At 64.6% G+C, this 11,696-nt stretch carries 14 protein-coding genes; 9 read left to right on the top strand and 5 right to left on the bottom strand.

Going from position 1 to position 11,696, the window contains the following annotated elements; translation table 11 throughout:
• The first annotated feature begins 225 nt into the window (after positions 1 to 225).
• The gene (plzR, locus tag ACZ0AV_RS20845; protein ID WP_499152787.1) at positions 226 to 495 is read left to right on the top strand and encodes a PlzR type 4 pili assembly inhibitor; all 270 of its coding nucleotides are present in this window, start codon (positions 226 to 228) and stop codon (positions 493 to 495) included.
• A gap of 113 nt (positions 496 to 608) precedes the next feature.
• Here the strand turns inward: plzR and ACZ0AV_RS20840 are convergent, their stop codons facing one another.
• Positions 609 to 1,661 (bottom strand): NAD(P)H-dependent flavin oxidoreductase, encoded by a 1,053-nt coding sequence (locus ACZ0AV_RS20840; RefSeq protein ID WP_499152786.1) that lies wholly within the window; start codon positions 1,659 to 1,661, stop codon positions 609 to 611.
• A gap of 48 nt (positions 1,662 to 1,709) precedes the next feature.
• Positions 1,710 to 2,576, bottom strand: coding sequence for a LysR family transcriptional regulator (locus tag ACZ0AV_RS20835; RefSeq protein WP_499152785.1), 867 nt, complete (start codon positions 2,574 to 2,576; stop codon positions 1,710 to 1,712).
• Positions 2,577 to 2,677: 101 nt separating this feature from the next.
• Here ACZ0AV_RS20835 and ACZ0AV_RS20830 point away from each other — a divergent pair, with 101 nt between their 5' ends.
• Both ACZ0AV_RS20830 and ACZ0AV_RS20825 read left to right on the top strand, forming a co-directional pair.
• On the top strand, positions 2,678 to 3,532 hold the full coding sequence (locus ACZ0AV_RS20830; protein WP_499152784.1) for a DMT family transporter: 855 nt from the start codon (positions 2,678 to 2,680) through the stop codon (positions 3,530 to 3,532).
• A 340-nt stretch (positions 3,533 to 3,872) separates the two neighbouring features.
• Entirely contained in the window at positions 3,873 to 4,118 is a 246-nt protein-coding gene (locus ACZ0AV_RS20825; protein WP_499152783.1) for a hypothetical protein, read from the top strand.
• Between the two features lie 24 nt (positions 4,119 to 4,142).
• Here the strand turns inward: ACZ0AV_RS20825 and ACZ0AV_RS20820 are convergent, their stop codons facing one another.
• The gene (locus ACZ0AV_RS20820) at positions 4,143 to 5,954 is read right to left on the bottom strand and encodes a glycoside hydrolase family 15 protein (RefSeq protein WP_499152782.1); all 1,812 of its coding nucleotides are present in this window, start codon (positions 5,952 to 5,954) and stop codon (positions 4,143 to 4,145) included.
• A complete protein-coding gene (locus ACZ0AV_RS20815; protein WP_499152781.1) occupies positions 5,947 to 6,747 on the bottom strand; it encodes a glucose 1-dehydrogenase in 801 nt (266 codons plus the stop codon). Before ACZ0AV_RS20815 ends, ACZ0AV_RS20820 begins: the two co-directional genes overlap by 8 nt.
• A 171-nt stretch (positions 6,748 to 6,918) precedes the next feature.
• On the opposite strand from ACZ0AV_RS20815, the gene ACZ0AV_RS20810 reads away from it, so the two are divergent.
• The gene (locus tag ACZ0AV_RS20810) at positions 6,919 to 7,413 is read left to right on the top strand and encodes a CinA family protein (RefSeq protein WP_499152780.1); all 495 of its coding nucleotides are present in this window, start codon (positions 6,919 to 6,921) and stop codon (positions 7,411 to 7,413) included.
• 3 nt (positions 7,414 to 7,416) lie between these two features.
• On the opposite strand, the gene ACZ0AV_RS20805 is transcribed toward ACZ0AV_RS20810, so the two are convergent.
• A complete protein-coding gene (locus ACZ0AV_RS20805; protein WP_499152779.1) occupies positions 7,417 to 9,210 on the bottom strand; it encodes a thiamine pyrophosphate-requiring protein in 1,794 nt (597 codons plus the stop codon).
• Positions 9,211 to 9,493: 283 nt separating this feature from the next.
• Here ACZ0AV_RS20805 and ACZ0AV_RS20800 point away from each other — a divergent pair, with 283 nt between their 5' ends.
• From ACZ0AV_RS20800 to ACZ0AV_RS20780, 5 genes are read left to right on the top strand one after another with little or no spacing between them, the layout of a single operon-like run.
• A complete protein-coding gene (locus ACZ0AV_RS20800; RefSeq protein ID WP_499152778.1) occupies positions 9,494 to 9,634 on the top strand; it encodes a hypothetical protein in 141 nt (46 codons plus the stop codon).
• 45 nt (positions 9,635 to 9,679) lie between these two features.
• Entirely contained in the window at positions 9,680 to 10,111 is a 432-nt protein-coding gene (locus ACZ0AV_RS20795; RefSeq protein ID WP_499152777.1) for a hypothetical protein, read from the top strand.
• 43 nt (positions 10,112 to 10,154) lie between these two features.
• On the top strand, positions 10,155 to 10,565 hold the full coding sequence (locus ACZ0AV_RS20790) for a hypothetical protein (protein WP_499152776.1): 411 nt from the start codon (positions 10,155 to 10,157) through the stop codon (positions 10,563 to 10,565).
• A complete protein-coding gene (locus tag ACZ0AV_RS20785) occupies positions 10,565 to 10,969 on the top strand; it encodes a phage holin family protein (RefSeq protein ID WP_499152775.1) in 405 nt (134 codons plus the stop codon). The genes ACZ0AV_RS20790 and ACZ0AV_RS20785 overlap by 1 nt, the downstream gene beginning before the upstream one ends.
• A complete protein-coding gene (locus tag ACZ0AV_RS20780) occupies positions 10,966 to 11,607 on the top strand; it encodes a DUF3618 domain-containing protein (protein WP_499152774.1) in 642 nt (213 codons plus the stop codon). The genes ACZ0AV_RS20785 and ACZ0AV_RS20780 overlap by 4 nt, the downstream gene beginning before the upstream one ends.
• Positions 11,608 to 11,696 lie beyond the last annotated feature (89 nt).

Raw genomic sequence — 11,696 nt, 5'->3', positions numbered from 1 at the left:
CAGCCGCCGTAATCCGCGGCGTTGCGATTCAAAGCCGGCCGATGGAATATATTTTCATTCGCGCCTGATCGCATCTTGCCAGCACCCGGTGTGACAGTGATATGCTTTTTCTCATGCGACGGTTCCGGCTTGTGAACGGCGTCCGCTAGGCTGACTCAAGGATATGACGGCCTGCTCCATCCCCTCCATGCAATGCATCGACTCGTCCAGTCAAGGAAGCGCGAGATGAACGCAAAAGAACAACAGCTGACCGACCTGCTCACCCTGACCTCCCGCACCATCACTCACATGACGGCCGCCATGACCGCACTGTCGTTCGACCTGCTGCGCAGCGATGACAGCGGTGTGCGCTCGGCAGCCTCGAAAATGATCACCCGCCTCGGTGCCGTGAGCCAGGAACTCGACCAGCAGTGGGCCTTGATCAGCGAACTGACCGGCGTGGAGGCCCCCATGCGCAACGACGCCATCGAGGAAGTGCTGCTGCACAGCGCCTGAGGCAGACAGGCCGGCGGCGGCGCTGCCGTCAGCCTGAGCCATCGCATCGTCATGTGAATTTTGCCGAGTGCGCCCAGCATGTCCAGCCGGGTCGTTCGCACTCGGGCAAACGGCTAGCAGGCCGCGAGGTACTCGCGTTGCAGCACCGCCACCAGCTCGGCAGCCGGCAGCGCGCGAGCCAGCGCCGCCCCTTGCCCTGCCCAGTGCGCAGCGAATTCCGCGTCGCCAGCTTTGGCGGCCGCTGCGATGAGTTGCTTGCCGGCATCATAGGCAATGCCGAAACCCGGCACGGGCGGATGCCCCGGTGCTCCAACCTCCGCCATGAAGCGGTTGACGATACCGCGCGCCGGGCGGCCCGAGATCGCCGTGGTCACCTGGGTAACCTGCGCCCGCTCGCTGCTCAGCATGCGCCGGTAGGCGTCGTTGGCAGCTGACTCGGGGCAGAGGATGAAGGCCGTTCCCAACTGCGCGGCGCACGCGCCAAGGGCCATGGCGGCCGCGATACCGGCACCATCCATGATGCCGCCAGCGGCGATCACCGGCCGCGACAGGTGACGCACCAATACCCGTACCAATGCCAACGTGCCAATGCCCTGGTCGCCCCGTTGCGGTTCGAACACCCCGCGATGGCCGCCCGCCTCGATGCCTTGGGCAACGATGATGTCGATGCCGGCGGCCTCCAGGAGGCGCCCTTCTTCCAGCGTGGTGGCCGATGCCAGCAGGGTGATGCCTGCTTTCTTCAGCGCATCGATACGCGCCTGAGGCGGCAGCCCCAAATGGAAACTGACGATTGGCGGGCGCTGCTCGAGCAGCACCTCAAGCTGGTCAGCGTCATCATAGAAGCTGCTGTAGATATTCCCGATGGACTGGGGCGCGGCGACGCCAAACTCGGCGAAATAGGGCTGCAGATGGTCCAGCCAAGCCTGCTCGACCAGCGCATCGGCGATGCTGGGACGATTGCAGAACACATTGACGTTGAACGGCCGGCGGGTCGAGGCGCGGGTCGCGAGGATCATCTGACGCCCGACATCGGCCTTCACGGCGGCGATCGAAATCGAGCCCAGGCCTCCGGCATTGCTCACAGCCGCGGCCAGTTCCGGCGTGGCGGTGCCGGCCATCGGCGCCTGAATGATCGGGTAATCGATTCCCAGGGCTGCACAGGTCATAAGATCCTCGAGGATGTCCGCGTTGGGGCCTCGAACTATAGCCGACTTCTATTCGAAATCCCGACGCAGGGTCTGCAGCACCTGGTCATGCAAGGCATCGACCAGCGCCGGCGATGCCGGTGCACGCGTACGGATGACCACCACATCGAGCATCGGCAGGCCCGGCAAACCCTGGCTCGTCCCCAGTACCTGCAAGCTGGCTGGCACGCAGCAGCGGGTCAGCACACCCAGCGCGGCACCACTTTGCGCCACAGCCAGTTGCCCGGCCACGCTGGGGCTGTTGTACACCACGCGGTAATCGCGGCCGAGCACTTCGAGGCTCTTGAGTACCCGGTTGCGGGCCTGGCTACCCAGCTCGTAGACGGCAATGGGCAACGGCGTTTGCCGCCAGGTTTCCTGGCGCGCGTTACCGACCCACACCAGCTCTTCGCGAAACAGCAGCGCACCGCGCTGCGGCTTGTCACGCGTGACGATGGCGACATCCAGCTCACCGCTCTCGACCTTGGGGATCAACTGGGTGGACGGCTCGCACACCAGGCTGACCTCGACCGCCGGCTGCCCGCTGGCGAAGTCGTTGAGCAGGGGCGTCAGATAACCCAACGCATAGTCATCGGGAATGCCCAGCGACACTTTACCAACGAGCCGCACGCCGCCCAGCGCCAGCACCGCTTCACTGTGCACCCTGAGCAGCTTGTGGGCATAGCCCAGCAACTCCTCGCCAGCCGGTGTCAGGCTCAAGTGCCGCGGACCGCGCAACAGTAACTGCCGGCCCACGGCAGCCTCGAGCTTCTTGATCTGCATGCTCACTGCCGATTGCGAGCGGGCCAGCCCAACGGCTGCTGCGGTCAGCGAGCCGCTACTGACCACCGCCACGAACGCTTGCAACCAATCGATCTGTAAATCCTGCCGGGCCATGTCCAACCATTCGATTAGCGGATAACAGCCCGCACTATAATCCGTTTTACGGGACACGCGGCCGTTGGCATTCTTCGCTCATCTCACCAGGCACGGGTCCCATGAGCCATCGCATCGCCCATTTTCAACTGCACTGCGCCGCGCTGCTGGTCGGCGTGTCCGCGCTGTTCGGCGAATCGCTCAACGTCAGCGCGAGCATGATCGTGTTTGGCCGGGCCGCGTTCGCCCTGCTGGCCTTGAGCCTGATCTGCCTGTTCCTGAACAGGCACCCCTGGCGTGGTGTGAGTGGCGGCACCATGGCCAGGCTACTGACCACTGGCATCGCTCTGGGCGCCCATTGGATCGTGTTTTTCCATGCGGTGCAGACCGGTGGCGTGGCGGTCGCCACATTGGGTTTCGCCTCGTTCCCAGCCTTCACCGCACTGATCGAGCGGCTGGTATTCGGCCAGCGTCTGGGCCGTGCCGACAGCCTGATCCTGTTGCTGGTATCGGCAGGTCTGATCTTCGTCACGCCCTCGTTCGACCTGAGCGATGGCGCTACCGAAGGGTTGCTTTGGGGCGTACTGTCCGGCGCCAGCTATGCAGCCATCGCGGTCGCCAACAGGCATTTTTCCAGCAAGGTCGATGGTTTGTCCTCGTGCTGGTGGCAATGCCTGGCCATCAGCCTGGCGCTGTTACCCGGGTGCCTGCCGGCACTGCCCTTGATCGCCAGCCACGACTGGTGGCAACTGCTGGCACTCGGCGTGCTGTGCACGGCGCTGGCGTACAGCCTGTTCATTGCCTCGTTGCGCCATGTGCGCACCCATACCGCGGCGGTGGTGATCGCCATGGAGCCGATCTACGCCATCGCCGGCGCGTGGCTGCTATTCGGTTCGGTGCCCACCACCGGGATGCTGATTGGCGGTCTGCTGATTCTCGGCGCCGTTGCCTGGGCAGGCTTGCAACGCCGCGGCTGAGCCATCGCAATGCGTCCAGGGCAACGCGCCGGCCAGTCCTCATTGATGCTCGCGGCCTGCCGTCGATCAGACCATCGCGAGGGTTCATACGGTTGTCGCAATTGGCGCAGTAACTTTCTTCAGGCGATTTTCTCGCCTATGCTGCGGGCTCGGGCAACAGACCCGTACCGCAAGGGCCTGCATACCCATGCGCAACAACGTTCGCTGCCACGCGTAGCGACACGGCACCCGGCCTGATCGCAGGATCATCGAAACGCTGGCCAGAAACGGTGCCCGCCTTGCCTCTGGCGCAGCCAACCTAGCCGGCACTGCATCCACAGATTACGGGGGGCATAGAACAATGGATTGTTTGATCATCTATTCGCGCAACGGCGAACGACGGTTCCAGACCCTGACCACCCGCTTCATACCCAACATGAAAGCGGTCGAATTCACCATTCTCAACGCCGAACTGCAGGCCAGCCGCCAGGCGGCAAGGCTAGAAACGGGCGGCTCGGTCAGACAAATGATCCAGCAGCTCGGCATCGAGATTCTCGACGTACTGCCGCTGCGCAAGCAGGTAGCGGCGTGTGAGCAGCGGGCCTGACCGCTACTCGCACGCCACGCGCGCTCAAGGTTGCCAGGTCGTGCGTTCGCCACTGAGCTTGTGGTTGAGAAAGCTGGCGGCACTGATCAGCGCCAGGTGGCTCAGCGCCTGGGGCGTGTTGCCCAGATGGTGGCCGCGGCGGTCGAGCTCCTCGGCATACAGCCCCAGCGGATTGGCGTAGCGAAGCAGTTGCTCGAACTCCAGGTGCGCCTGCTCGGTGCGGCCCGCTCGTGCCAGGCACTCGACGTACCAGAACGAGCAGGCCACGAACGAGCCCTCCTCGCCTTCCAGGCCATCGTCGGTGCGATAGCGATAGACCATACCGTCACGCACCAGCTGCCTTTCGATGGCCTCCAGGGTCGCCAGCCAGCGCGGGTCGGTCGCCGCCACGAAACGCATCAGGGGCATCAGCAGCATCGAGCCGTCGACATCCTGGCAACCGATGCGCTGTACGAAGTGGCCGCACTCGTCATCCCAGAAATTGTTCCAGATGTCATCGTGAATGGCCTGGCGCTGATCGTTCCAGCGCGCGAACGGTGCAGGTAACGACCGTTTTTCCGCCAGGCGAATGGCCCGATCCAGCGCCACCCAACACATCAGCCGTGAATGCAGGAAATGCTGCTCCTCGCCACGGATTTCCCAGATGCCGACGTCCTTCTGCTGCCAGCTGTCGCAGACCTGATCGACGATCCCCACCACATGCCGCCAGCCATCATGGGAGATCGCCTCGCCGTACTTGTTGGCGAGATACACGGCATCCAGCAGCTCGCCGAAGATGTCCAGCTGGACCTGCTCGTGCGCTTCGTTGCCGATACGCACCGGGCGTGCGCCGCCATGCCCCGAGAGATGGTCGAGGGAGGTTTCCGGCAGATGATGCTGGCCTTCCAGGCTGTAAAGAATGCGCAGGTGCGCCGGGGTTTCCGAGCAGTCGTCGACACGCTCGCGCACCCAGCGCATGAAGGCGTTGGCCTCCTCGGAGAACCCCAGGCGCATGAACGCATACACGGTGAACGAGGCGTCGCGAATCCAGGCGTAGCGGTAATCCCAGTTGCGCTCCCCGCCCGGCGCTTCCGGCAGGCCGTAGGTCGCCGCCGCAATGATGCCGCCGTGCTTGCGCGAGGTCAGCAGTTTGAGCGCCAGCGCCGAGCGATGAACCATCTCGCGCCAGCGCCCCTGGTAGTTGGACTGCTTGATCCAGCGCCGCCAGTAGGTAAGCGTTTCCTGGAGGCAATGCTCGCAGGCGCCAGCGGCGACCAGCGGATCATCCAGCGCACCCAGCACGAACTCGGCGTGTTCGCCTTCCTGCAGCTCGAATTCGGCGACCCCGCAGTGCCGGTCGACCATCAGCGGCCGGCTGGAAGAAAGACGCAGGCTGGGCTGACCCGGTGCGTGAAACACCACATCGTGCCCGTCACTGTGCGCCTCGGTGTCGGCACGGCTGTAATCGTGGCGCACCCGGCAGCGCATGCGGATTAGCGCGCGGCCGGAGACCACCTGAATGCGACGAATCAGCCGAGGATGATCATCGGCGTCGGTATTGATCGGCATCAGGTCGGTGCATTCCACCACCGCCTGGTCGTCCAGCCAGCGCGTTTGCAGCACGTTGGTATCCGGCAGGTAGAGCTGCTGGCGGCGCGCACGCGGCAGATCCGGAGCGAGCTGGAAGACGCCCGCTTCGGGGCTATCGAGCAGCGCGCTGAAAATCGACGGGCTGTCGAAGTCCGGCCAGCACAAAAAATCTACGCAGCCACTATCGGCGACCAGTGCGGCGCTGCGCATGTCACCAATGATGCCGTGGGCCTCGATGGGCATCTGTCGTGCCTGTATATCAGCCATTGTCGCGAAACTCCGGATAGAGGCTCATGCCGCCGTCGATGAACAGCGTCGTGCCGTGCACGTAATCGGCCGCATCGGACGCCAGCCAGACCACCGCGTTGGCGATGTCCTGGGCGTCGCCGATGCGCCCGTAGGGAATCAGTTCGAGCAGGGCCTTGGCCGCCTCGCCTTCGGTTGCCTCACGGTTGATCGCCGTGCGGATGGCGCCAGGGGCAATGGCGTTAACGCGGATGCGCTGTTCGCCGACCTCCTGCGCAACACTGCGCATCAACAGATCCAGTCCGCCCTTGGAAGCGGCATAGTTGGCGCGCCCGGCCCAGGGGATCAGCTGGTGCACGGAGCTCATCTGGATGATCTTGCCGGCGGCCCGCGATACCTCCTCGCGAATGTCCTGCCGGGCGAACTGGCGCAAAGCGGCCCGTACGCACAAGAATTGCCCAGTGAGGTTGACCTGCAGCACCTGGTTCCAGTCCTCCAGGCTCATGTCCACGGTCGGCGCATCGCGCTGCATGCCGGAATTGGCCAGCAGGATGTCCAGGCGGCCGAATGCGTCAATCGCTGCCGCGAACAGCGCCTCGACGTCCTTCTCGCTGGACACGTCGGCACCGACTGCAACAGCCTGGCCGCCCGCACCACGAATCTCGTCCGCCAGTTGCTCGGCGGCCTCTCGACCGGAGCGATAGTTGAGCACCACCGCCGCCCCCGCATCGGCCAATGCCTTGGCCGATGCGGCGCCGATGCCCGAGCTGGCGCCCGTGACGAGAGCAACCTGATCCTTCAATGAAATGTGCATGGGTTTACCTCCTGAGCCTGTAGCACCTGACTGGCTGACAAGCGGCAGAGTTCATGTAAAGCGCGCGGGCCGTGCGGCGGGCGAAGGATGGCGCCGCTGATCAGAATCCCCGCACCTGCTGGCCTGCAGGCCCCTCGATATTCATGTCAGCGGAAACAACAGGAAACTCTTATGCACCGTATCGAAGCGCTGCTCGATTACCTGCGCGAGCACAAGCTGTACCTGACCACGGCCGAATCCTGCACGGCGGGCATGATCGTCGCCGTACTGGCGAAGATTCCCGGCAGCGGCGAATGCCTGGACAGTGGCCACGTGGTGTACTCACCCGCCGCCAAGAAGCGCCTGCTCGGGGTTCGCCAGGAAACTCTGGATGCCTTCAATCTGACCAGCGAGGAAATCGCACGGGAAATGGCCAGCGGTGCGCTGCAAGGCAGCCCGGCCAACGTCGCGGTGGCCACCACTGGAGTGGCCGGCCCGGACGCCCAGGGCGACATCCCGCCCGGCACGGTGTGCTTCGCCTGGGCGTTTCGTCGTGAATCGGGCGCCATCGAGTTGTACTCCAGCACAGAACACTTCGAGGGCGGACGCTCACAGGTGCTCGACGACGCCGCACGCTTCGCCCTGCTGCGCCTGCCCCACTGGCATGCGCAGCTCCGCGCCGGCTGACCGCTAGCGGCGCGCCTTGCCGGGCAGGATCGAGCCCAGCACCTGCTTGGTGGCCTGACGAATGATGCCGCGTTGGTTCGGGTCGCCTTGCCACAGCGTCGACGCGAAGGTCTTGGCCTGAGCCAGGCTGACATGCGGCGGCAATGGCGGCACATCCGGGTCGGTCTTGAACTCGATCAGCACCGGCCGATCCGACGCCAGCGCCTCTTCCCAGGCACCGGCGACATCTTCCTCACGGTCGACATAAATGCCTTTGAGGCCGATCGATTCGGCGAAGCGGTGATAAGCGACGTTGGGGATGTCCTGGGACGCCGGGAATTTCGGATCCCCTTCCATGGCGCGCTGTTCCCAGGTCACCTGGTTGAGGTCTTCGTTGTTGAACACCGCGCAGATCCAGCACTTGTCCTGCCACTGCTGCCAGTATTTGGCGACGGTGATCAGTTCGGCCATGTTGTTCATCTGCATCGCGCCGTCACCGACCAGCGCCACCACCGGGCGATCCGGGTGGGCGAACTTGGCCGCGATGGCATAGGGCACTGCAGCGCCCATCGACGCTAGCCCGCCAGACAGCGAGCAGAGCATGTCTTCGCGAATCTTCACATCCCGGGCGAACCAGTTGGCGCAGGAACCCGAGTCGCAGGTGACCACCGCGCGATCCGGCAGGCGCGGCGACAGTTCGAAGGCGACACGCTGGGGATTGATCGGATCAGCCGAGGCCATGGCGCGGCGCTGAAGCGTGGTTTGCCACTGCCCGGTCCAGCGCTCGACACGTTTGCGCCAGGTGCGCAGCGTCTTGCGTTCGAGCAATGGCAGCAAAGCGCGCAGGGTCTCCGCGGAGTCGCCCTGGAGGTTGACCTCCATCGGGTAACGCAGGCCGAGCATGTCCGCCTGGATGTCGATCTGCACGCCACGCGCCTGGCCTTCCTTGGGCAGGAATTCGGCGTAGGGAAAGCCCGAGCCAATCATAAGCAAGGTGTCGCACTCGTTCATCAACTGGTAGCTCGGCTTGGTGCCAAGCAACCCAATGGAGCCGGTGACCCAGGGCAGGTCATCGGGCAGTACCGCCTTGCCGAGCAGCGCCTTGGCGACGCCCGCGCCGAGCACATCGGCAATCTGCGCCACTTCCTGGCTGGCGCCCAACGCACCGGCACCCACCAGAATCGCCACTTTCTTGCCGGCATTGAGCACCTCGGCGGCGCGCGCCAGATCATCCGCGTACGGCAGTATGCGCGGCCGGCTGTAGCCGACCCCGGAATGCAGGGTACCGTGCTCGCGGGGCGGTTCCTGGTAGGGCAGGTCCTGCAGGTCGTTGGGCAGGATCATCGCGGTTACCCGGCGGTCCCCCAGTGCGGTGCGGATGCTGCGGTCCACCAGGTGACGCACCTGGGCAGGCGAGCTGGCCTGCTGCACGAAGGCACCCGCAACGTCCTTGAACATCGACAGCAGGTCGACTTCCTGCTGGTAATGCCCGCCCAGCGAATTGCGCGCCTGCTGGCCGACGATGGCCAGCACCGGCATGTGGTCCATGCGCGCGTCATACAGGCCGGTTAACAGGTGGGCGGCCCCCGGCCCCGATGTGGCGATGCACACGCCCAGATCGCCGGAAAACTTGGCATCGGCGGCGGCCATGAAGGCCGCCATTTCCTCATGTCGGGCCTGGATGAAGCGAATCTTGCAATCGGCCCTGGCCAGCGCGCCGAACACGCCGTTGATGCCATCGCCCGGGTAGCCATAAATGCGTCGAACGCCCCATTGATAGAGGCGTTCGACGATGAAATCTGCGACTGTCATGCTCATGGAAAACTCGCTCGAAGTTCAGGCCCTAAGCGGACCGACATGGATGGAGTTGCCACGCGGCGTCAGCGTGCGCGACCGGTCTGCCCCTGCGGATCGACCGCAGGGTGCAGGAATCTTGACCGGGCCCGCTCGGCAGAGGTTTAAGGTTTCTGCCGACAGGCCGCTGCGCCTGTGGCAGCCCGCCCAGGCGGGCTGACGACCTGCACCGGCTTCTCGGCAAAAAGATCGAACATGCAGCGCCCACCACCCTCAAACCACGTAGAGCACACACCGGAGACGCATTATGAGCCAGCGAGTACCCAGCGAGGACCCCACCCAGGTGCCCGGCGCACTGGACACGCCAGCCGAACCCGCGCCTCTCGGCCATCCCCATGAACCGGACAACGATGTATTGCCGGCCAAGCCGCAGCCCGATCCCGTATGAGGCCGCACGCCCGTCAATCATCCACAACCAGCCAGGAGTGAACCCATGGTCGCCTTTGAACCCCAATCGCAACCCGCTCGACAGCAGCCCCTGCGCCAGAATGTAAGAGGCTGGGAACGCCTGCTGTCCATCGGCGGCGGCCTGCTGTTCGCGGCGCTGGGCGCCGGCAAGCCGGGCCAGGTGGGCAATCGCCAGTTGAGCGTTGGCAGTTTGCTGCTGCTACGCGGGCTCAGCGGGCATTGCAGTGTTAAAAGTGCAATGGATGATCCGCTGGAAGAGATCCGCTACCTGCGTGCACGCGTGCAACGCCTGCAGGAACTGGTATTGATGGCCGAGGAGCTGGCCGACCGCACGCGCGCCGCCCCGGTCGCGGCCGCACCGTCGGCACCGATCACGCCAGTCACCCCGGTACCGGTGGATATCGACATCAACACGGCCGTTGCAGATGAATACGCCAGCCGCGAGCAGAGCCGCTGAGCCGAGACGTACAGCCCTTTCCAGCATGAACAGGTGTAGTCACATGGATAACGACAACCACGAACGACCGCACAAGCGGCCGCCTACCCTCATTTCCGGGCACTGGCAGCAGAATGCCGAAGAGCGGCTGCGTGCCCGCATCCAGGCCGACCAGGCGCATACGGATGAGCTGGAGGCACTGGCGAACATGGCGCGTTCGACCATCGCCGATCTGGAAAACCTGGACAGCGCTCAGTCGCCGGATCGCCTGCGTGACGCAACCCGCCAACTGGCCCTGCTGCGCGATGCCCTGAACAACGCCCGCGGCCATGCTGCGCACCGCGTCGAGCGCTTCGCGCACAGCCATCCGTTCTGGCTGGCTGCCGGTGGCCTGGCCTGTGGTCTAGCGCTCAGCCAGTTGCTGAGCAAGCGTGAGCGCGCTGTGGATGGACACCTGCGAAAAGGAGCCTTGTGATGAACGAAGACCCGCGCCAACCCGCTGTGGAACCCTCCCTGCTTGGTCTGTTGCGTCAGCTGACCCGTGAAGTGCAGACGCTGTTCACCAAGGAACTGGCCCTGGCCAAGGTCGAGCTGAACGCCTCCCTGCAGGCCACCAAGACCGGCATCGCCGCCGTCGCTGGCGGTGCCATCGTACTGCTGTGCGGCGTGCTGATGCTGCTGCTCTCCGCCGTCTATGGCTTGAGCACGGTCGTCGCTCCGTGGCTGGCGGCGCTGATCGTCGGCGTGGTGGTCATCGTCATCGGCCTGATCATGCTCAAGATCGGCCAGCAGAAATTCGCCCCTTCTCAACTCACCCCCGAACGCACCCTGGATTCCTTGCAGAAGGACAAGGAAGCCGTGCAGAGGCAAATGTCATGAGTACTCACAGCACCATCGCTGCCGAATCGCTGAAATCTCCCGAGCTGCTGGAGCAGGAAATCGACCAGCAACGCAGCCGCATCGACGGACTGATAGATGACGTCGAAGCGCGCCTGAAGCCACAACGCCTGATCGATCAGGCCCTCGCCTACGGGCGTGACAGTGGCGGCCTGGAAATCGCCGAGCGCCTGGGGCAGACCCTCAAGGCCAACCCGCTACCGGTGGCCATGACCGCCATCGGCCTCGCCTGGCTGGCCATCGAGCAGACCCGCGCGCGCCCGCAACCTGTGGACGACCATGCCGTACCGGACGACCACGAGTCTCTCGCCGACGCGCTGCGTGAAGCCAAGCAAGCCCTCCACCAAAGCACCCATGCAGCCAGACAGAAGCTGCACGACCTGGCGGACGGAGCACAGACGGTGAAGGATCAGGTTAAACACGGTGCCGGCACGCTGAACGATGCGCTGCACCGCCGGCCATGGGCGTTCGCCGCTGCAGGCCTGGCACTCGGTGCCGTGGTGGGCATTCTCGGCACCAGCCGCAAGGACGAGCCCGAGCCCTACGACATTCCAAACATGACCGACGGCTTCGAAGACCTCGACGACGACGAGCCGCCGTTTCGCCCCGGCGCCATCTAGGCGGCGTTTCCGGTTGGCTGCAGGCAGTTCCGCGAGCCAACCGGGGCGTGACCGAAACGCAGAAACGAAAAAAGCGCCCTAGGGCGCTT

This window comes from Pseudomonas sp. AC532, assembly GCF_979258965.1.
This window is presented reverse-complemented; position numbering and strand designations above follow the sequence as displayed.